Source organism: Rhodococcus sp. UNC363MFTsu5.1, from assembly GCF_000686785.1.
GTDB lineage: Bacteria > Actinomycetota > Actinomycetes > Mycobacteriales > Mycobacteriaceae > Rhodococcus_G > Rhodococcus_G maanshanensis.
In genome coordinates, this window is record NZ_JMLO01000005.1 from 125,017 (window position 1) to 143,877 (window position 18,861).

General features: G+C 66.4%; 20 protein-coding genes and 1 tRNA gene. 1 reads left to right on the forward strand and 20 read right to left on the reverse strand.

Annotated elements, in window-relative coordinates:
* Window positions 1-47 precede the first annotated feature (47 nt).
* The 13 genes from BR31_RS31445 to rplJ all read right to left on the reverse strand — a co-directional run bounded on the left by BR31_RS31445 (window position 48) and on the right by rplJ (window position 12,977).
* Complete coding sequence (locus BR31_RS31445; RefSeq protein ID WP_231496420.1) at window positions 48-899, reverse strand: hypothetical protein; 852 nt, start codon at window positions 897-899, stop codon at window positions 48-50.
* Window positions 900-1,016: 117 nt separating this feature from the next.
* Window positions 1,017-1,619: a hypothetical protein gene (locus BR31_RS0108860; RefSeq protein WP_081830384.1), complete on the reverse strand. Its 603-nt coding sequence runs from the start codon at window positions 1,617-1,619 to the stop codon at window positions 1,017-1,019.
* 54 nt (window positions 1,620-1,673) lie between these two features.
* Complete coding sequence (locus BR31_RS0108865) at window positions 1,674-2,921, reverse strand: MCE family protein (protein WP_027500651.1); 1,248 nt, start codon at window positions 2,919-2,921, stop codon at window positions 1,674-1,676.
* Entirely contained in the window at window positions 2,918-4,195 is a 1,278-nt protein-coding gene (locus tag BR31_RS0108870) for an MCE family protein (RefSeq protein WP_027500652.1), read from the reverse strand. Before BR31_RS0108870 ends, BR31_RS0108865 begins: the two co-directional genes overlap by 4 nt.
* A 14-nt stretch (window positions 4,196-4,209) precedes the next feature.
* Window positions 4,210-5,496 carry an MCE family protein gene (locus BR31_RS0108875; protein WP_027500653.1) on the reverse strand — a complete coding sequence of 429 codons (1,287 nt, stop codon included), beginning with the start codon at window positions 5,494-5,496 and terminating at the stop codon, window positions 4,210-4,212.
* Window positions 5,496-6,491, reverse strand: coding sequence for an MCE family protein (locus BR31_RS0108880; protein WP_027500654.1), 996 nt, complete (start codon window positions 6,489-6,491; stop codon window positions 5,496-5,498). Before BR31_RS0108880 ends, BR31_RS0108875 begins: the two co-directional genes overlap by 1 nt.
* Complete coding sequence (locus tag BR31_RS0108885; RefSeq protein ID WP_027500655.1) at window positions 6,488-7,555, reverse strand: MCE family protein; 1,068 nt, start codon at window positions 7,553-7,555, stop codon at window positions 6,488-6,490. Before BR31_RS0108885 ends, BR31_RS0108880 begins: the two co-directional genes overlap by 4 nt.
* Window positions 7,552-8,916 (reverse strand): MCE family protein, encoded by a 1,365-nt coding sequence (locus tag BR31_RS0108890; RefSeq protein ID WP_027500656.1) that lies wholly within the window; start codon window positions 8,914-8,916, stop codon window positions 7,552-7,554. Before BR31_RS0108890 ends, BR31_RS0108885 begins: the two co-directional genes overlap by 4 nt.
* Window positions 8,913-9,773: an MlaE family ABC transporter permease gene (locus BR31_RS0108895; RefSeq protein ID WP_027500657.1), complete on the reverse strand. Its 861-nt coding sequence runs from the start codon at window positions 9,771-9,773 to the stop codon at window positions 8,913-8,915. The genes BR31_RS0108890 and BR31_RS0108895 overlap by 4 nt, the downstream gene beginning before the upstream one ends.
* A 3-nt stretch (window positions 9,774-9,776) precedes the next feature.
* Window positions 9,777-10,571, reverse strand: a complete 795-nt coding sequence (locus BR31_RS0108900; protein ID WP_027500658.1) for an MlaE family ABC transporter permease — start codon at window positions 10,569-10,571, stop codon at window positions 9,777-9,779.
* Between the two features lie 9 nt (window positions 10,572-10,580).
* On the reverse strand, window positions 10,581-11,627 hold the full coding sequence (locus tag BR31_RS0108905; protein ID WP_027500659.1) for an ABC transporter ATP-binding protein: 1,047 nt from the start codon (window positions 11,625-11,627) through the stop codon (window positions 10,581-10,583).
* Between the two features lie 306 nt (window positions 11,628-11,933).
* Complete coding sequence (rplL, locus tag BR31_RS0108910) at window positions 11,934-12,320, reverse strand: 50S ribosomal protein L7/L12 (RefSeq protein ID WP_027500660.1); 387 nt, start codon at window positions 12,318-12,320, stop codon at window positions 11,934-11,936.
* A gap of 120 nt (window positions 12,321-12,440) precedes the next feature.
* Complete coding sequence (gene rplJ, locus BR31_RS0108915) at window positions 12,441-12,977, reverse strand: 50S ribosomal protein L10 (protein WP_027500661.1); 537 nt, start codon at window positions 12,975-12,977, stop codon at window positions 12,441-12,443.
* Window positions 12,978-13,391: 414 nt separating this feature from the next.
* Between rplJ and BR31_RS0108920 the strand changes: the two genes are divergently transcribed.
* The gene (locus tag BR31_RS0108920; RefSeq protein WP_051637096.1) at window positions 13,392-15,020 is read left to right on the forward strand and encodes an MFS transporter; all 1,629 of its coding nucleotides are present in this window, start codon (window positions 13,392-13,394) and stop codon (window positions 15,018-15,020) included.
* A gap of 62 nt (window positions 15,021-15,082) precedes the next feature.
* On the opposite strand, the gene rplA is transcribed toward BR31_RS0108920, so the two are convergent.
* From rplA to hadA, 7 genes are all read right to left on the reverse strand, one after another.
* Window positions 15,083-15,799: a 50S ribosomal protein L1 gene (gene rplA, locus BR31_RS0108925; RefSeq protein WP_027500663.1), complete on the reverse strand. Its 717-nt coding sequence runs from the start codon at window positions 15,797-15,799 to the stop codon at window positions 15,083-15,085.
* 72 nt (window positions 15,800-15,871) lie between these two features.
* Window positions 15,872-16,306: a 50S ribosomal protein L11 gene (rplK, locus tag BR31_RS0108930; RefSeq protein WP_027500664.1), complete on the reverse strand. Its 435-nt coding sequence runs from the start codon at window positions 16,304-16,306 to the stop codon at window positions 15,872-15,874.
* A 53-nt stretch (window positions 16,307-16,359) separates the two neighbouring features.
* A complete protein-coding gene (nusG, locus tag BR31_RS0108935) occupies window positions 16,360-17,163 on the reverse strand; it encodes a transcription termination/antitermination protein NusG (RefSeq protein WP_027500665.1) in 804 nt (267 codons plus the stop codon).
* A gap of 40 nt (window positions 17,164-17,203) precedes the next feature.
* Window positions 17,204-17,608 carry a preprotein translocase subunit SecE gene (gene secE / locus BR31_RS0108940; protein WP_027500666.1) on the reverse strand — a complete coding sequence of 135 codons (405 nt, stop codon included), beginning with the start codon at window positions 17,606-17,608 and terminating at the stop codon, window positions 17,204-17,206.
* 31 nt (window positions 17,609-17,639) lie between these two features.
* Window positions 17,640-17,712, reverse strand: a tRNA-Trp gene (locus BR31_RS0108945).
* A 180-nt stretch (window positions 17,713-17,892) separates the two neighbouring features.
* On the reverse strand, window positions 17,893-18,321 hold the full coding sequence (gene hadB, locus BR31_RS0108950; RefSeq protein WP_027500667.1) for a (3R)-hydroxyacyl-ACP dehydratase subunit HadB: 429 nt from the start codon (window positions 18,319-18,321) through the stop codon (window positions 17,893-17,895).
* Window positions 18,321-18,776 (reverse strand): (3R)-hydroxyacyl-ACP dehydratase subunit HadA, encoded by a 456-nt coding sequence (gene hadA, locus BR31_RS0108955; RefSeq protein ID WP_027500668.1) that lies wholly within the window; start codon window positions 18,774-18,776, stop codon window positions 18,321-18,323. The genes hadB and hadA overlap by 1 nt, the downstream gene beginning before the upstream one ends.
* Between the last annotated feature and the right edge of the window lie 85 nt (window positions 18,777-18,861).

The following is an 18,861-nucleotide window of genomic DNA, read 5'->3' on the forward strand; positions in this document are numbered from 1 at the left end:
GCGATTTGCCCCGCGGTCGTCGCCGGGACACCCGATCCGGGCCCGGCTCAGCGGTCCCTGATGTCCGTGATCACCCAGTTGTCGCCGGACTTCGCCATGGTCACCGAGAGCGGACCCTGGGCACTCCCCTGCGCGACACCGTCGTTGGTCGCGCTCACGTTCATGCTGGCCACGAGCTCGGCGCGGTCGTCAGAGAGCAGCTTCAGGCCGATATCGGTGACCTCGGCGTTGGTCGCCGTCTTCGTCTGGATCACGGCATCCTTGGTGACCGCGGCGGTCCGGTCGAACTCTTCGCGCATGGCGTCGTCGAGGACCGCCCGCGCCTTGTCGAAGTCCTGCTCGACCGTGTCGAATTTGTACGTGTAGAGGGTCTGGATCGCGTTCTTCGCGTCGGCGGTGACCTTCGAGGTCTCCGCGGTGTCGACCCAGGCCTGGTTCGGTACATCGGCGCCCGGCCGGAACGCGGCGACGAGCGCGAAGACACCGAGCCCCAGCGCCACCAGACCGATCGTGGTGACCCGCTTCCAGCCCGCCCTGACCGCTTCTTCGTCGACCGCGGACTCGGGAGCCGCGGTCACCTCGGCGTCCGGTGCGCCGGTCGCCCGCGGCCGCAGGGAGCTGGTCCGGTTGATCGTCTTCGGCGCCTGTTCCGGCTCCTGCGCTGCGCTATCGCCGCCCGCGTCCTCCGCTGCCGCGGCGGTGGCGGTCGCCGTGGCCTCCACGTCGGCCGCGGCCTCGGCGTCGGCTGCCGCGGGGGCCACGGGTGCCCCTGCGGGCGGGCCGGCGGCTCCTGCGCCTGCCGCCACAACCTCGGTCTCGGTCCCGGCCGAACTCGCGGGCGCGACGGTCTCGGGTTCGCTCGCGGTTCCGCGGGCCGCGCTCGACCCGGTGCCGGCCACGCGGGGGCGACGCCCCTTTGGCTGGGGCGTGCTGGTGATACGACGACGTGGGGGCACTGTTCGATACTCCTTAGCTGTTCCGCTGCCGGATTGCCGGTGGGCGCAGGACCGTCGGCCCTACTGTCCGCCGGACTCCGGAGCGGGCGCAGGGGCCTCTCCGGGCGCGGGGGCGGGTGCGGGGGCCGGTGTGCCGGGGTCCATGGCCAGGGGCTGGCCGACGTTCTCGACCTTCGAGGCCTTCCAGACGCCGCCGACATCGGTCAGGCCGATTCGCATGGTCACCTTGACCTTGCTCGTCGGCTGATTCGGCCAGGTCGTGGTCGTGGTGAGCACGACGAGCGAGTTCGCGGTGCCCTCGTCACGGCTCATCGCGGTGAGCGCGGCGTCGAGCACGTGCGCCTCGCTCTTCGCGCCCGTCTGCTTGACCTGCTCGGTCATCTGGTCCTTGGTCTCGGCCAGCGCGTTCAGCATCTCGTCGCCGGTGATCGACGACTCCATGTTCGCGAACGTCTGGTCCAGGTTCCCCGAGTCGACCGTGTTCAGGTTGATCGCCGCCTGACGGGCGCCGGTCAGCGCATCGTCGCGGGCGGCAGCCGCTGGCTTGTCCGAGAACAGGGCATGACCCCAACCGAACCCGAACCAGACGGCGGCCACGAGGGCCCCGATGGCGAGCACACTCACCGCAGCGAGAACAGGCTTCAGCAGTTTCGTGCTACGCATCACGTTTTCTACCCTACTACTTGGTAACTTCTGCTCGGCTCCGCCGGAACGGCATCACTTCGGGGTGATACCGAGCAACGGCGCCAGCTGCGTCGCGATCGGGTTGAGGTTGAGCTTGTCCGGATCGACCTTCGGCTTGTTGTCCCACGGCTGCGGCGTTGCCGGGTCCGCGTACACGATCCGGTTGGCGCTACGCACGCCGGTGACGCTGCCCAACGGCGTGGTGCAATTGGCCTTCGTGTTCAGTGGGAACTCGTCGCGGGTCGGGTCGAAGTCGGGGTTCTCCCGCTTCATCTGCGCGAGGATCTCGTACGTCCCCTCGTAGCCCTGGGTGCACGGCGGCGGGTTGTTCGTCTCCAACAACAGGCCCTGGTGCAGGGTGCCGTCGCCGGGCGCCGCTGTGCTCGCTCCGGCCGCAAGACCCGGCAGGAACGTCAGCAGGATGTTCAGCGCGAGGGTCCGCGGACCCAGTGCCGCCGTCACCAGCGCCAGGTTGTCCAGGTCGGTGGTCAGGGCCGGACCCGCCGAGTCGATCAGCGCACCGACCTCGTTGCTCGCGGCGGTGCCGGTCTCGATGAGGCGCCGCAGATCCGGATCGCTTGCCCTGAGCTGGGCGGCCACCAGGTCGAGGTCCTTGCTGAACTGGCGGATCGCCGAGGACTGCTCCGACTGGGTGTCGAGCACGGTCCTGGTGTCCCGGATCAAGGTCAGCGTCTGCGGCAGGTTGTCGATCCCGTCCTTCGAGAGCGTGTTGAGCGAGTCCACCAGCACCTGCAGGTCGTCGCCCTTGCCGTTGAACGCCTTGCCCAGCTCGGTGACCGTGGTGTTGAGCGCCTTCAACGGCACCGAACGCACCAGCGCGTTCGTGCTCGAGAGCACCTCCTCGACCGGGACAGGGGTCGCGGTGTCCTGACGAGGGATCACCGATCCGTCCTCCAGGTACGGACCCTCGTCGCTGGTCGGCTGCAGGTCCACGTACTGCTCACCGATCGCAGACCGGTTCGCGACGACGGCCTTGGCCGACGACGGGATCTCCGGGGCGCTGGTGTTGATCTTCAGGTCGACCAGCACGCCGTCGTCGGTCAGGTGCAGGTCCCCCACCGTGCCGACCGGCACGCCTCGGTAGCTCACCTCGGCGTTGGTGAAGATGCCGCCGGAGTCGGCGAAGTCCGCCTGCACCGTGTACTGGCCGAATCCGAGCAGGTTGTCGAGCCGCACGTACTTCGCGCCGACGTAGAGCAGGCCGAGGATCGCGACCAGCGCGAACGCCACCAGCTGCCAGCGCACCAGAGCCGATCTCATCGTCCACCCACCCCCAGCTTGTCGAGCAGCCCGCTGAGCGGGTTCTGCGGCGCCTGATCCTTCTTCTCCTTGACCGGCTCGGTGCCGGGCGGCACCGGGGCCCCCGGCGCGGGCGCGGGCTGCGGGACGATCGGCGGCAACGGCAGGATCGAGACCGTCGGCCAACCGGGCCGCGGGCCGTTGCCGTTGTAGTACGGGTTCGACGGGTCCACCTTCGGCACGTATCCGCCGTATCCGGGCGGCGGCGGGACGTAGACCGGGTCGGGCATACCGACACCGAGCGCCTCGAACTGCTGGCCGAGCCGCATGTCCAGCGAGAGGAAGAGGTTCATCGAGTTGCCGTGGATGACCTTCTCCGCACCGTCAGGGAACGGGAACGTCGGGACCAGCGGGAGGACGGTGACCAGGTCCTCGCTCGAGTCGGCGAGCGCCTGCAGGGTCGGCCGCAGCGCGCGCAGGTCCGCGATCAGGTTGTCCTTGGACTGCACCAGCACGTCGGTGCCCACCTGACCGAGCCGATCCAGCTGGGTGAGCATCTGGATGAACTGCGGTTCCTGCTCGTTCAGGACCTTCACCGCGGTCGGGATCTCGGTGAGGATCTTGTCGATCTGATCGGTCTGCTCGTTGACCCGACCGGTGAGGGTGTCGAGCCCGTCGAGCGCCCGGGTGATGTCGTCGCGCTGCTTGTTGAGCCCGTCGATCAGCGTGTTCGCCTGGTCGAGCAGCGAGCGTGCCTTGGACTCGCGACCGTCGAGGGCCGTGGTGAGCTCGTGGATGATCGGCTGCAACTGAGCCACCCCGCCGCCGTTGAGCAACAGCGACAGCGCGCCGAGCACCTGCTCGATGTCGGTCGCGTGCCGGGTCCGGTCCACGGGGATCGTCGACCCGTCCGTGAGCCGGGCCGCGTCTGCGTTGACGGGCGGGGCCTTGAGCTCGATGAACTTCTCACCGAGCAGGCTGGTCTGCTGCACGGACGCGAGCGCGTTCGCGGGCAGGTCGACCGCCGAGTCGACGACGACGCCGACGGCAGCCGTCCAACCGTCGTCCGGGACGTCGATGCTCTGCACCCGTCCGACGGGGACGCCGTCGACCTTCACGGTGGACTGGGGCACCAGGTCGAGCACGTCATCGAACTCGACCGTCAGGTGCATCGGGTCGCTGCCGATGTCGGCGCCACCGGGCAGCGGAATGCTGTAGATGCCCTTGGACCCACAACCCGCAACCGTCAACGCGACGACGCATGCGCCGACACCGATCGCGACCGAGCGCTTCACTGACCGCTCCTGCATCACTGGCCACCCCGCGGGATGTTCTGGTCGCTGAGGCCGGGGGCCTGCGAGTTTCCGAGTCGGGGCGAGACGTTTCCTGGAACCGTGCCCGGCTGCGAGGGCCGCTGCAGGTTGTCGCCGCTGAGGATGCCGAACGGCAGATTCAACGTCGGCGTCTTCACGCCCGCGGTCACCTGGTCCATGATCACCTTGCAGTTGTCGATGAGCGGGCGCATCTGACGACCGAGCGCGTCGAACTTCGGGTCGCCCGGCATCAGCTTGCCGAGGTCGATCAGCTTGCACAGGGTCCCGAACGGATCCTGCGTCTCCGGGAGGTTCACCCGTGAGGCCAGCGTTCCCGACTCCGCGTCGTACGAGTTCACGACGTTGCTGATGGCGAGCGGCAGGGTGGTCAACGCGTCGACCAGGTCCTGCCGGTTGTCGGCGAGGGTCTGCGTCACCTGGACGAGGCCCTCCGCGTTGCTCGTGACGGCCTCCTGGTTGTCGCGGACGAACACAGCCACGTCACCGAGCGCGAAGGAGAGCTGGTTCAGCGCGTCGCCGAGGTTCTTCCGTTCGCCGGCCAGGAAGCCGCTGAGATCGGAGAGCTGAGAGTTGAACTGGCGTACCTGCTCGTCGTTGGCCGCGAGTGCGCTGACGAAGGTCTGCAGGTTCCTGATCGTCTCGAACAGGTCGCCCCTGTTGAGGTTGAGGGTCTCCGCCGCCTTGGACAGCTCGGTGATGGTGGCGCCGAGCGCCTCACCGTTGCCGTCCAGGTTCTTGGCCGCGGTGTCGACGAACTCGGACAGCGCGCCCTCCTTGTTCGCACCCTCCGGCCCGAGCGCCCTCGCCAGTTCGTCGATGCTCGAGTAGAGCTGGTCGACCTCGACCGGGGTCGCGGTCCGCTCGCGGGGAATGGTGTCGCCGGACTCCATCACCTCGCCGCCCGTGTAGGCGGGGGCGAGCTGGATGTACCGGTCGGACACCACCGACGGCGTGATCTGCGCGGCCTTCGCATCTTCCGGGATCTTCACCCCGCGGTCGACGCGCATGGTGACCCTGACCTGGTCACCCAGCGGCTCGACCTCATTCACCGAGCCGACCTTCACACCGAGCACCCGGACGTCCGAGCCGTCGTAGATGCCGACCGACTTGTCGAAGTACGCGGTGATCTTGGTGGTGCCCGCTCGGGTGATCAGCCACCAACCGCCGAATCCCACCACCAACAGCCCCACCAGCAGCAGGGCGGTGGCCACGACCTGACGCCTGCTGAACTTCTGCATCCTCCCCGAGCTCACGCCGGTCATCAGTTGCCCCCAATGGTTCGAACGGGATCGCGGTAACCCGGGATCAGCGGGAGCGCGGGCGGCGTCAGGTTCACGACCACCTGGTCGAACCAGCGACCGTTGCCGACGATGTTCGCGTACAGCCGGGTGAACGGTGCGTACAGCTTGATCGCCTTGTCCAGGTTGTCGTTGTTGTCCTGCAGGATCTGCACGACGCCGCGGAGCTGCTCGAGCGCGGGACCGATCTGCTCCTCGTTCTCCTTGACCAGGCCGGTCAGCTGCTGCGAGAGCCGCTGGGTGCCGGTGAGCAACTGGGAAATCGCCTGCTGACGGCTGTTCAGCTCGCCGAGCAACAGGCCTGCGCTGCCGATCAGCTTGGTGAACTCGGCGTTGCGGTCGGCGAGCACCTTGGAGGTGTCGGCGGTCGCGGTGAAGAGCTTGCGCAGCTCGTCGTCACGGCTGCCGATGGTCTTCGACAGCCGCGTCACCCCGTCGAGCGAGGCCCTGATGTCCGCCGGGGTACCCGAGAACGCGTCGGACAGCGTCTCCATGGCCTGCGCGAGCTGCGGCGTGTCGATCGCGTCCAGCGTTGTGGTCGCGTCGCCGAACGCGTCGAGCACGTCGTACGGGGAGGTGGTGCGCTCCAAGGGAATTGTGTCCCTCGGGTCAAGGGTGTCGGATCCGCGGGGGTCGAGCGCCAGGTACTTCTGGCCGAGGACCGTCTTGATCTGGATCGACGCGGTGGTCTGGTCGCCGACCCAGGCGTCCTTGACCTTGAACGCGACCTCGACCTTGTCGCCGTCGAGCTCGACGGCGGTCACCTTGCCGACCTTGACACCCGCGATGCGGACCTCGTTGCTCGGCTTGAGCCCGGCCGCCTCGGTGAACTGGGCCCGGTAGGTGGCGCCGGCCCCGATCAACGGCAGGTCGTCGAGGAAGAAGGCCGACACGGTGGCGAGCAGCACCACGACGATGCCGAGCGCGCCGATGGTTGCGGGGCTACGACGTTGCTTCACTGTCCGGCCCCGTTCGCCGAGCACCGCGGTGCGGAGTTGGTGTAGATCGGCTGATTGACCGTCGGGAGCCCCGTCGGCAGGTTGAGGTACGGCGACTCGCCGGGACCCGCGACGATGTCGATGCCGCACAGGTAGAACTGGAACCACGACCCGTAGCTCGCGATGCGGGTCAGCTTGTCCAGCTTCACCGGCAGGGTTGTGAGGATCTTGTTCACCTTGTCGCTCTGCGCATTCAGCGTTCCCGCCAGCGTGTTGAGCGCGGACACCGAGCCCTGGATCGACGGCCTCGTCGGTTCGAGCACGTCCGCGGTGGCATCGGCCAGCCCGGCGAGCGAGGTCACCGCGCTACCGACGACAGCGCGATCGTTGGCCAGCCCCGTGACGAGCTGCTCGGTGTTGACGATCAGCGAGCTCAGTTCGTCGTCGTGCCTGTTGACGGTCTCGAGAACCCCGTTGAGGTTGTTGATCACGTCGCCGATCACTCGATCCTTGTCCGCGATGGTGTTGGTCAGGCTGGCCGTGTTGCGCACCAGCTCCGAGATCGTGCCGCCCTCACCCTGGAACACCTGGATGATCTGGAAGGACAGCTTGTTCACGTCGTCGGCGCTCAGCGTCTGGAACAGCGGCCGGAAGCCGTTGAACAGGGTCGTCAGGTTGACCGCGGGCTTGGTGCGCTCGATCGGGATGGTCGAGCCACCGGACATCTTCATGCCCTGCGCGCCCTCACCCTGCTCCAGCGCGATGTAGCGCTGGCCGACCAGGTTCCGGTAGCGGATCGTGGCGGTCGAGCTGGCCGGGAGCCAGTCGCGGTCGGTCAGCGAGAACTGGACCTGTGCCTCCCGCTCGTTGACGATCGCGATCTTGTCGACCTGCCCGACCCGCACGCCCGCGATCCGGACCTCGTCGCCCTTGTTGAGCGAGGCGACGTCCGTGAAGATCGCGTTGAACTTGGTGCCACCGCCACCGCTGGTGTTCGCGATGGTCAAGGCCAGCGTCGCGGTCGCCAACACGGTGACGACGGCGAAGATGATGAGCTTGATCAGGGGAGCCGCGAGACCTCTCATCGGACACTCACCTCCGTTCCCCTCAGTGCCGGCGCGCCGAGCAGCGTCGCCCAGCCCGGCACCGCCTCCGGCAGCGTGCCGGTGCCCTTGCCGTAGATGACTGCCAATGTGTCCTGCTCGAGTGTCGATCCGGTGTATGCGGCCGGCGTGTTCTGCCCGGCCGCCGGGCTCGGGACCACCGAGTACTGCGGCGCGGCAGGCGAGGGTACGAAGGACGGGCCGGGGTTGCGCGAGGGCACCTGGTAGGAGCCGTCGTTGTACGAGCCGCCCGGGTACTGACCGAACTTGTAGCCAGGTTCCGCCGGCTGGTAGCACTTGGCGCCGCGCTGGTCGAAGAGCCTGGGCTCGTCCTGGTTCGGCAGGTAGCGCCCCTTCGGGTTGGCGAACACCGTGGCCGCGCGTGCACCCGGGTGGTCCTTGAGGCTGCCGTCCGGGTTGAGGCCGAGGATGGCGCTCGCGCTCTCCACGATCGGCACGAACTGCGCGAAGGTGCATCCGAAGGTCGGCGACGCGGCAGCGAGGACCTCGAGAGCCTCCCTCGAGTCCGCCGCGATGGAGATCAGCGAATCCTTGTTGGCCGTGAGGAAGTCCGCGGTGCTGCCCGCGGTCGCGGTGACCGTGGACATCAGTGCCCGGATCTGGTTCTGCTGCTGGACCACGGTCGCGCCGGTGGTCCGCAGGTTGTCGAACGCGTTGATCAGATCGGGAGCGGCGTCCGAGTAGGTCTGCGAGAAGTCCGCGAGACCGCGCAGGCCCTCACGCAGGTTCGGAAGCTCGGTGTTGACCCCGGCGAAGATGGTCTCGAGTCGCTCGATGCTCAACCCGATGTCGTTGCCGCGCCCAGCCAGCGCCTGCGACAGCGCGCCGAGGGTGTTCGCCAGGTCCTGCGGCGGAACGGCCTGCAGCAGCGGCAGCAGCCCGTCGAGCAGTTCGCCGACCTCGATCGCGTTGCCACTCTTGTCCTGGAGCAGCGTGTCGCCCTGCGAGATCGGGGCTGCGGTGTCGCCGGTCGGCACGATCAGCGAGACGTATCGCTCGCCGAACAGGGTCTTCGGCAGCAGCCGCGCCGTCGCGTTGGACGGGATCAGTTCGGCCTTGTCGGGGTCGATCGCCAGGACCGAGGTGACCTTGCCGTCCTCGGTCGAGGCGGAACGCACCTCACCCACGATCAACCCGCGCACCTTCACGTCCGCGTGGCTGGGCAAGGAGTTGCCGACCGAGTCGGTCACGAGGTTGACCTTCACGACCTCCTTGAACGACTTGTTGTACATCCCGATCGTGAACGCGAGGAACAACGCGAGGACGAGAAAGAAAGCAAGGCCAAGAATGCGTCGGCGTAGCGCCGAACCACCGTCGGTCATCCGGCCACCCTCACTGTGGTCGTGGTGCCCCAGATGGCGAGGCTGAGGAAGAAGTCCAGCACCGCGATCGTCACGATCGCCGTCCGCACGGCCCGGCCGACGGCGACGCCGACGCCCGCGGGTCCGCCGGAGGCGTTGTAGCCGTAGTAGCAGTGGATCATGATCAGCACGAACGCGAAGACCAGCACCTTGCCGAAGGACCAGAGCACGTCCGCAGGCGGTAGGAACAGGTTGAAATAGTGGTCGTACGACCCGCTCGACTGCCCGTTGAAGACCGTGTTGATCAGCCTCGACGCCAGGTACGCGGCCATCAGACCGACGATGTAGAGCGGCACGACCGCGACGAACCCGGCGATCATCCGGGTGGTGACCAGGAACGGCACACTCGGCACCGCCATGACCTCGAGTGCGTCGATCTCCTCCGAGATGCGCATGGCACCGAGCTGGGCGGTGAAGCCACAGCCGACCGTTGCCGACAGCGCAAGGGCCGCGACGAGCGGGGCGATCTCACGGGTGTTGACGTACGCGGACAGGAAGCCGGTCAGCACGGAGCTGCCGAGCTGCTCGAGCGCCGCGTACCCCTGCAGACCCACGACGACGCCGGTGAAGCCGGACATCATCACGATGACGCCGATGGTTCCGCCGATGACGGCCAGCGCACCGCTACCGAAGGTGACCTCGGCGAGCAGCCGGAGCACCTCTCGGCCGTAGTGCGTGAGCGTCCGCGGAATCCAACCGATTGCCCTTGCGTAGAAGGACATCTGGTCGCCGGCGCGATCGAGAACGTGCAGCGGCGCGCGGGTCACCTTGCGCGCACGCATCAGTGTCCGGTCGCCGCGACCCTTGGCGATCGTCATGGGTTAAGCCCCCTTGGCAGGAACGACTTGCAGGTACACCATCGTGAGGATCAGATTGGCGAAGAACAGCAGCAAGAAGGTGATGACGACCGTCTGGTTCACGGCCTCGCCAACGCCCTTCGGCCCTGGATTGGGGTGCAGGCCCTTGTAGGCCGCGACCACGCCCGCGATGACGCCGAACACGGCGGCCTTCGCCTCCGCGATGTAGAGGTCGGGCAACTGGGCGAGCGCGGAGAACGAGGACAGGTAGGCGCCGGGGGTGCCGCCCTGGAGGATCACGTTGAAGAAGTACCCGCCCGCGATGCCGACCACCGAGACCAGCCCGTTGAGCAGCACCGCGACCAGGATCATCGCCAGCACGCGGGGGACCACGAGGCGCTGGACCGGATTGATACCGAGCACCTCCATGGCGTCGATCTCCTCACGGATGGTGCGCGAGCCGAGGTCGGCGGTCACCGCCGAGCCGGCCGCACCCGCGATCAGCAGCGCGGTCACGATCGGACTGCCCTGCTGGATCACCGCCAGCACGCTGGCCGCGCCCGTGAAGGACTCGGCGCCGAGCTGCTTGATCAGCGATCCGGTCTGCAGTGAGACCACCGCGCCGAACGGGATCGCGACCAGCGCAGTCGGAAGGATCGTCACGCTCGCGATGAACCAGGCCTGCTCGATGAACTCCCGGAACTGGAACGGCTTCCTGAACGTGTTCCGCACGACGTCGACGAAGAGCTGGAATATCAACCCGGCCTGTGTCAACGCGGCCGTCAGCGGACTGAGCAGCGTGCTCTTGGTACCCCCCATCGGCGCGTGCTACCCGCGTCCCCAGGAAGACGTCTCCATGCCGGAGCCGTCATATGCGGGAATCACCTGAGTGCTGTCCTCGGTGTCAAGGCTCTCCTGAATCGCGACCTGGGCATTGTGCGGCAGCGTGTGCATGATCCGGCGGACGCGATCCTGCCGGCGGGCGACGGCCTGACGGAACGGCATGCCGGGGGTGGCCTTCATCTGCGGGATGATGCCCTCGACGTCGTCGACGCCACCGTGGTGGTGGCCCGCATCGACCATCGCCTGCTCCTGCGCCATCTGCGCCTCGTCCTTCTCCTCGGACATGCCGATCGGGCCGAGCATGCTGCCGTTGAGGAACTGCTTGACCACCGGCTCGTCGCTGGTGAGCAGCACCTCACGGGGGCCGAACATGACGAGCTCCTTGCGGAACAACATGCCGATGTTGTCCGGCACGGTGCGCGCGAGGTTGATGTTGTGCGACACGATCAGGATCGTCGCGTCGATCTGCGAGTTGATGTCGATCAGCAGCTGGCTGATGTAGGTCGTGCGGACCGGGTCGAGACCCGAGTCGGGCTCGTCGACCAGGATGATCTCCGGGTCGAGCACGAGCGCCCTTGCCAGCCCGGCGCGCTTGCGCATACCGCCGGAGATCTCGCCGGGGAGCTTGTTCTCGGCACCGATGAGTCCGACCAGCTCCATCTTGTTCATCACGATGTTGCGGATCTCGGACTCGGTCTTCTTGGTGTGCTCACGCAGCGGGAAGGCGACGTTGTCGAACAGATTCATCGACCCGAACAGCGCACCGTCCTGGAACAGCACTCCGAACATCTTCCGGATCTCGTAGAGCTCTCGGCTGGAGCACTCAAGGATGTCGGTGCCGTCGATGACGATCGAACCGCGCTCCGGGCGGAGCAGGCCGATCAGCGACTTCAGGAACACCGACTTGCCCGTACCGGACGGGCCGAGCAGGGCCGTGACCTCTCCCGGGGGGAGCGTCAGGGTGACGTCCTGCCAGATCTTCTGCGAGCCGAACGACTTGGTGAGTCCCTCGACTACTACCTCTACTCCCACCGAAAACCTCCACGCTTTTCGACACACTGACCCAATGTGGGTTGGGTCACTCTATCGCATCGATGTGGTACCTGTGACGCTGAATGCTACTCATGAGTAGGGTTCGGGGGAAATCGGCCCCCCCCTTGTCCGATTTAGGCACTGTGACCTGCGCAGACACACCCTCAAATCACTGAACAACCGTCCACTTTTGAATCCGGCGGCGACACGGGAAACCGGTCGCTGTCGAACGCAAAAAAGGGCCGCTCCCCTTTCGGGGAACGGCCCTTTTGTCGAGCGCGAGCGCTGCGTTGTTACGCGGCGGTCTTACTTGACGGAGATGGTGGCGCCTGCAGCCTCGAGCTTCTCCTTGGCGGCGTCGGCGGCATCCTTCGCAACCTTCTCGAGGATCGCCTTCGGCGCACCCTCGACGAGGTCCTTGGCCTCCTTCAGGCCCAGGCCGGCGACGACCTCACGGACGACCTTGATGACCTGGATCTTCTTGTCGCCGGCCGACTCGAGGACGACGTCGAACTCGTCCTGCTCGGACTCGGCCTCAGCGGCGGCGGCCGGGGCACCGGCGGCGGCGACGGCGACCGGAGCAGCGGCGGTGACCTCGAAGGTCTCCTCGAACGCCTTCACGAACTCCGAGAGCTCGAGGAGGGTGAGCTCCTTGAACTGGTCCAGCAACTCTTCGGTGGTGAGCTTCGCCATGATGGCGGTCCTTCCTGTAAGTCCCATGTCGCTGATCCGCGACGAGGTGGGAGTGGTTTGTTACGTGATACGCAAGACCTTGTTCGCGCCCGCGAGGGCGCCCGTCCGGTCTCGTGCGGATCAGCTTTCGGCTGCGGAGCCTTCCGCGGCCTTCTTGTCCTGCAGCGCAGCGGCCAGACGGGCCATCTGCGAGGCGGGGGCATTGAACAGGCCAGCGGCCTTTGCCAAGTTGCCCTTCATCGCGCCGGCGAGCTTGGCCAGCAAGATCTCGCGGGACTCGAGGTCCGCGATCTTGTTGACCTCGTCCACGGACAGCGCGTTGCCGTCCATGTAGCCGCCCTTGATGACAAGCGCCTTGTTGTCCTTCGCGAAGGCCTTGATGGCCTTCGCTGCGTCAACCGGCTCGCCCTTGATGAACGCAATGGCGGTCGGTCCGACGAACAGGTCGTCAAGGCCCTCGACGCCCGCCTCTGCGGCGGCGCGCTTGACCAGGGTGTTCTTGGCGACGGAGTAGGTTGCGCCTGCTCCGAGCGCGCGTCGCAGCTGCGTCAGACTGGTCACCGACAGACCACGGTATTCGGTGATCACGGCGGCAGTCGAACCCTTGAACTGCTCAGTGATCTCCGTGACTGCGGAAACCTTTTCGGGCTTTGCCATACTTCGCCTCCTCTCGTGACATCGTGTTGGTGCACCCTCGGGATGCGGCCGTGACAATGCAAAACGCCCCGGTGCAGGCACACGGGGCGTCACGAAGAGATCCGGACCCAGCTCACGCAAGGCCCACCACTCCCCTACCTCGTCCTCCTGCGTGGGCCGTCGGGCTGTGTCCCGAACCTTCAACCAATGCCTCGCGACATCGGTGACCAACGGTCTTGGGTAGAACTTCTTGGGGTGAACTCGAAATAGATCGAACTCTTCCGGAGAGAGTACCCGAACCGGCGCGACCATCCAAAACGAGCCGCCAGAGGAACACGAATCGTGGCGGCCGTCACAAATGACCAGCCGACATGACCAACGCCTCTCCGATTGACTGTTATATGGAGTTACACATAGCTAGTAGCGTCACAACCCATGACCACGCTGGAACGCACCAACCCACCCGACAACAGGGTCGAGCTGATCTCCTCGCGCGCACGGCGATTCGCGGCACTCGCCGTGATCTGCCTCGCGGAACTGCTGGTGGTTCTCGACAACACCATCGTCAACGTCGCCCTCCCCTCGATCGGCGTCGAACTCCACACCGGCGTGAGCGGACTGCAGTGGGTGGTCGACGCGTACACCCTCACCTTCGCCGGCCTGCTGCTGGCCTGCGGCAACCTCGGAGACCGGTACGGCCGTCGCCGCATCATGATCATCGGCCTGATCGGCGTCGGGGTGCTGTCCGTTGCGGGCGCCAATGCCGAGACACTCGGGCAGGTGATCGCCGCACGGGCCGCCATGGGCGTGTTCGCCGCCGCGGTCTTCCCCGCCACCCTCGCCCTGATCATCAACATCTTCACCGACACCCGCGAACGCGCGCTCGCCATCGCGGCATGGACTGCCATGGCCGGCTTCGCCATCGCCATCGGACCGATGTCCGGCGGGTGGTTGCTCGAACACTTCTCGTGGCACTCGGTGTTCTGGATCAACGTCCCCGTCGCAGCGGTCGCGGTGATCGCGACGCTGCTCCTCGTCCCGGAGTCCAAGGCCGCCGTCGTCGGCCGACTCGACATCCCCGGGATCGTGCTGTCCATTGCGGGCATCACGCTGCTGGTCTGGTCGATCATCGAGGCCCCACGCTACGGCTGGCTCAGCCTCGCCACGCTCGGCGGCGTCGCGGTCGCGGCTGTACTCCTCGGCGCGTTCGTCTGGTGGCAGTTGCGCACCGCGACACCGATTCTCGACATGCGCCTGTTCCGGATCCGCAGATTCTCGCTGCCCGCGCTGGCGATCGCGATCGCGTACTTCTCGATGTTCGGCTTCCTGTTCCTGATCACTCAGTACTTCCAGGGAGTGCGCGAGTACACCCCGCTCGAGTTCGGGATCGCCTCGCTCCCCTTCGCGGTGAGTGTTGCGGTCGGCGCGCCCATCGCCACCCTGCTCGCGCAGCGTATCGGCACCACAGCGGTCATCGTCTTCGGTCTGCTCCTGACGGGGCTCGGGCTCTACCTCGGCGGGCTGGTCGACGTCGACAGCACCTACCTCGCCGACGTGTTGCCGTCGATGGTCTCGATGGCCCTCGGCCTTGCGATAGTCCAGGGCCCCGCCACCGAATCGATCATGTCCTCGCTCCCCCTCGACGAGGCCGGTGCCGGCTCGGCCGTCAACGACACCACCCGCGAGATCGGCGGCACCCTCGGCGTGGCAGTGCTCGGATCCATCGTCGCCTCGTACTACTCGACGAAGATCTCGCCGATCATCGACCGGGTGCCCGCGATGCTCATGAACGACGACGAGAAGGGATTCGCGCGGGCGACGGTCCTCAGCGTTCTGGAGATCCGCAAGCGCGAGATCCCGACGATGCTCGAGCCGCAGCGCGAGAACCTCATCACTGCGATGAAGTCGGCGGTACTGCAGGGCTCACACACGGCCTCCCTCGTCGCTACCGGCGCGGTGGTGGTCTGCGCGATCATCGTCGCGATCTTCCTGCCATGGGCGCCGTCGCGGGAGAACGCCGTTCTCCTCGCCTGGCGGAGGGACGAGGCCGACCCGCAGGCGTAAGGGACCGCGGACACGAAGAAGGCCGGTACGGAGATCCGTACCGGCCTTCTTGTCGAACAGTCTTACTCTGCAGCATCCTCGAGGAGGTTGCGGGTGCGGTTCGGGTCCACCGGGATGCCCGGTCCGGTGGTGGTCGTAACCGTAACCTTCTTGACGTACCGGCCCTTCGCGGAGGACGGCTTCGCACGCAGGATCTCGTCCAGCGCGGCGCCGTAGTTCTCCACCAGCTTGGCGTCGTCGAAGGACGCCTTGCCGATCACGAAGTGCAGGTTGGCCTGCTTGTCGACGCGGAAGTTGATCTTGCCGCCCTTGATGTCGTTGACGGCCTTGGTCACATCGGTGGTGACGGTGCCCGTCTTCGGGTTCGGCATCAGGCCACGCGGTCCGAGGACGCGGGCGATGCGGCCGACCTTGGCCATCTGATCGGGGGTCGCGATCGCGGCGTCGAAGTCCAGCCAACCGCCCTGGATGCGCTCGATCAGGTCCTCGGCACCAACCGCGTCCGCACCGGCGGCCTCGGCCTCGGCGGCCTTCTCGCCTGCGGCGAACACGATCACACGGGCGGTCTTACCGGTGCCGTGCGGGAGGTTGACGGTGCCGCGAACCATCTGGTCCGCCTTGCGGGGATCGACGCCGAGTCGAACGGCGACCTCGACGGTCGCGTCCATCTTCGTGGAGGAGGTCTCCTTCGCCAGCTTCGCAGCCTGCAGTGGGCTGTAGAGCTTGGTCTGGTCGACCTTCTCGGCGGCGGCGAGGTACGCCTTGCTGCGCTTTGCCATGTCTTCTGTCCTTACTAACGGTTCAGTTGTGGTTTCGGGCCTGGCCGGCCCTCCCACGCGATCTGGAGGTGCTTAGCCCTCGACGGTGATGCCCATCGAGCGCGCGGTGCCGGCGATGATCTTCGCGGCCTGCTCGATGTCGTTCGCGTTGAGGTCTTCCTGCTTGGTCTTCGCGATCTCGCGCACCTGGTCCATGGTCACCGTGGCAACCTTGGTCTTGTGCGGCTCGCCGGAGCCCTTCTGCACGCCTGCGGCCTTGAGCAGCAGTCGTGAGGCGGGCGGGGTCTTCAACTTGAAGTCGAAGGTCCGGTCCTCGTAGACGGAGATCTCAACGGGGATCACGTTGCCGCGCTGCGACTCGGTGGCCGCGTTGTAGGCCTTGCAGAACTCCATGATGTTCACGCCGTGCTGACCAAGCGCGGGACCCACGGGCGGTGCAGGGTTAGCCTGACCGGCCTGGATCTGAAGCTTGATGAGCCCGGCGAGCTTCTTCTTCTTGGGGGGCATCTTTCGTTCCTAATTTCTTGTGTGTGTCTTGCTACTGCAGTGCAAGTTTGTGGCTAGATCTTCGCGACCTGCGTGAAGGACAGCTCGACCGGCGTCTCGCGACCGAAGATCGACACGAGGACCTTGAGCTTCTGCTGCTCGGCGTTGACCTCGCTGATGCTGGCGGGCAGCGTCGCGAACGGGCCGTCCATGACGGTGACCGACTCGCCGACCTCGAAGTCGACCTCGATGAGGGGCTTCGCGACGGCGGCTGCGGCCTCGCCGGCTCCTGCGGCAGCGGCGACGGGCTTCTTCGCGCCCTCCTGCGGCATCAGGAACTTGACGACCTCGTTGATGGTCAGCGGCGACGGCCGCGAGGTGGCACCGACGAAGCCGGTGACACCGGGGGTGTTGCGGACCGCGCCCCACGACTCGTCGTTGAGTTCCATCCGGACCAGGATGTAGCCGGGCAGCACCTTGCGATTGACCTGCTTGCGCTGGCCGTTCTTGATCTCGGTGACCTCTTCGGTCGGAACCTCGACCTGGAAGATGTAATCGCCGACGTCCAGGTTCTGCACGCGGGTCTCGAGGTTGGTCTTCACCTTGTTCTCGTACCCGGCGTACGAGTGGATCACGTACCAGTCACCGGGGGCGCGACGCAGCGCGGCCTTCATCTCGGCGACGGGATCAACCGGCTCCTCGGAGTCGGCGGCGATGGCGTCGTCTGCGGAAGCGGCTGCCTCCTCGACGGGAGCGTCGGCCTCGGGAGCGTCACCCTCGCCGAGGACTGCCGCGTCAGCGGACTCCGCGGCGACCGCGTCATCGGCAACATGCTCTGCGGCTGCAGCCTCAATTGCGTCGTTCTCGGGGGTGCTCACTGGGGCACTCGCTTCCTCTCATCACGTTCGGTGTCCGGCGTCAGCCGAACAACCAACTGACGCCCTTGATGAACGCCAGGTCCAATCCACTGATGAACGCCACCATGAAGGCCACGAACGTCAGCACAACGGTGGTGTAGGTGATCATCTGCTTGCGGTTAGGCCAGATCACCTTCCGGAGTTCCGCGATGACCTCGCGGAGGAACTTCCTCAGGCGCTTGAAGAGATTCTCCTTGTGCGGCTTCTCCTCCTTGGCCTTCTTTGCCAAGGGAGTGCCTGCGACCTTCGCGGCCTGCGACTCGCTCGCGGCGGCGTGGGTACGACGTCCCGGACGCTTGCCAGTCGGCCGAGAGGCGACGGGAGCCGAATCGCTCGCGCCGGCCGCGGTGGCGTCGACGTCCGGAGACCCCGCCGCGCTGTCGGCCTTTCCGCGATCCTCGCTCACCGTCGTTCCTCTCAGTCGCTGACATCCGGGGCAGGGGCGACAGGACTTGAACCTGCAACCTGCGGTTTTGGAGACCGCTGCTCTGCCAGTTGAGCTACGCCCCTCTGGTTGACCGATGCGTCCGGATCGTCATGATCCGAACCGATCAACCTCTCCGTGACCACACAACACGCGCGCCACCCTCAGCGGCCCAATCGGGCACGTAGGGCAGCGCGCAGCGCTGGTTGATCCCAGAAATCTCAGTGTACTGCACGGTAGTCGAACAAACCGAATCGGCTGGTTACTCAGCCGAAGCGCACGGTCGCGGTGGCGCGACCGAAGATCTTCTTGTCGTCCACCTTGGCGACGATGGCGACCACGGCAGAGCGGGTCTCCTCGTCGACGGACTTCACCTTGCCGGTGAGGACGATCTCGGCACCCTTGCCGTCGTTGGGCACGACGACGGGGCTGGTGAAACGAACGCTGTACTCGGTGACCGCACCCGGATCGCCGAGCCAGGTGGTCACATAGCCGGCTCCGATACCCATGGTGAGCATCCCGTGCGCGACCGCGCAGGGAAGACCGAGCTTCTGCGCCGTCGCGTCATCCCAGTGGATGGGGTTCGGGTCGCCGGAAACGCCTGCGTACTGGACCAGGTCGGACCGGGTCAGGGACACGGTCTCCTCGGGCAGCTCCTGGCCGACGGAGATCTCCGTGAAATCGCGAACGGACATCACTCGCCCTCCTCTGCATGCCGGCCGACCAACGTGGTGTACGTGGTCTGGACCAACTGGCCGTCCTGGTCGGTGATCTCGTTGCGGGTGACGACGATGTCGCTGCCGCCCATCGTGCGGATCGAGTCGACGTACACGTCGCAGTACAGACGGTCGCCGACCTTGATCGGACGGTGGAAGACCAGACGCTGGTCGGTGTGCAGAACGCGGCTGAGATCCAGCTCGACGTCCAGGGCCTTGAAGAACTCTTCCTGCGCGAGGAAGCCGAAGACAGCAATGAAGGTCAGCGGGGCCACGAGCGTGTCGTAGCCAATCTTCTTGGCGGCCGCTTCGTCGCGGTAGACCGGGTCGTCGCTCTTGACGGCGCGCGCATACTCGCGCACCTTCTCACGACCGACCTCGTAGTAGTCGCTGAACCTGTGATGCAGGCCAACGAGATCAGAACTCAACTTCACCTGGAGGAACCTATCTGCTTGGGACGCAGCTAGGCCAGGAAGCCGGGTAACCGACCCCTACGATCTCCGCGTCGACTCGAAGAGT

Coding starts and splice junctions, on each gene's coding strand:
- BR31_RS0108860 (WP_081830384.1), bottom strand. CDS start 1,619: ATGCGTAGCACGAAACTGCTGAAGCCTGTTCTCGCTGCGGTGAGTGTG.
- BR31_RS0108875 (WP_027500653.1), bottom strand. CDS start 5,496: ATGACCGGCGTGAGCTCGGGGAGGATGCAGAAGTTCAGCAGGCGTCAG.
- BR31_RS0108895 (WP_027500657.1), bottom strand. CDS start 9,773: ATGACGATCGCCAAGGGTCGCGGCGACCGGACACTGATGCGTGCGCGC.
- BR31_RS0108890 (WP_027500656.1), bottom strand. CDS start 8,916: ATGACCGACGGTGGTTCGGCGCTACGCCGACGCATTCTTGGCCTTGCT.
- rplJ (WP_027500661.1), bottom strand. CDS start 12,977: ATGGCAAAGCCCGAAAAGGTTTCCGCAGTCACGGAGATCACTGAGCAG.
- BR31_RS0108865 (WP_027500651.1), bottom strand. CDS start 2,921: ATGAGATCGGCTCTGGTGCGCTGGCAGCTGGTGGCGTTCGCGCTGGTC.
- rplL (WP_027500660.1), bottom strand. CDS start 12,320: ATGGCGAAGCTCACCACCGAAGAGTTGCTGGACCAGTTCAAGGAGCTC.
- BR31_RS0108900 (WP_027500658.1), bottom strand. CDS start 10,571: ATGGGGGGTACCAAGAGCACGCTGCTCAGTCCGCTGACGGCCGCGTTG.
- rplK (WP_027500664.1), bottom strand. CDS start 16,306: ATGCCCCCCAAGAAGAAGAAGCTCGCCGGGCTCATCAAGCTTCAGATC.
- hadB (WP_027500667.1), bottom strand. CDS start 18,321: ATGTCCGTTCGCGATTTCACGGAGATCTCCGTCGGCCAGGAGCTGCCC.
- BR31_RS0108885 (WP_027500655.1), bottom strand. CDS start 7,555: ATGAGAGGTCTCGCGGCTCCCCTGATCAAGCTCATCATCTTCGCCGTC.
- rplA (WP_027500663.1), bottom strand. CDS start 15,799: ATGGCAAAGCGCAGCAAGGCGTACCTCGCCGCCGCCGAGAAGGTCGAC.
- BR31_RS0108920 (WP_051637096.1), top strand. CDS start 13,392: ATGACCACGCTGGAACGCACCAACCCACCCGACAACAGGGTCGAGCTG.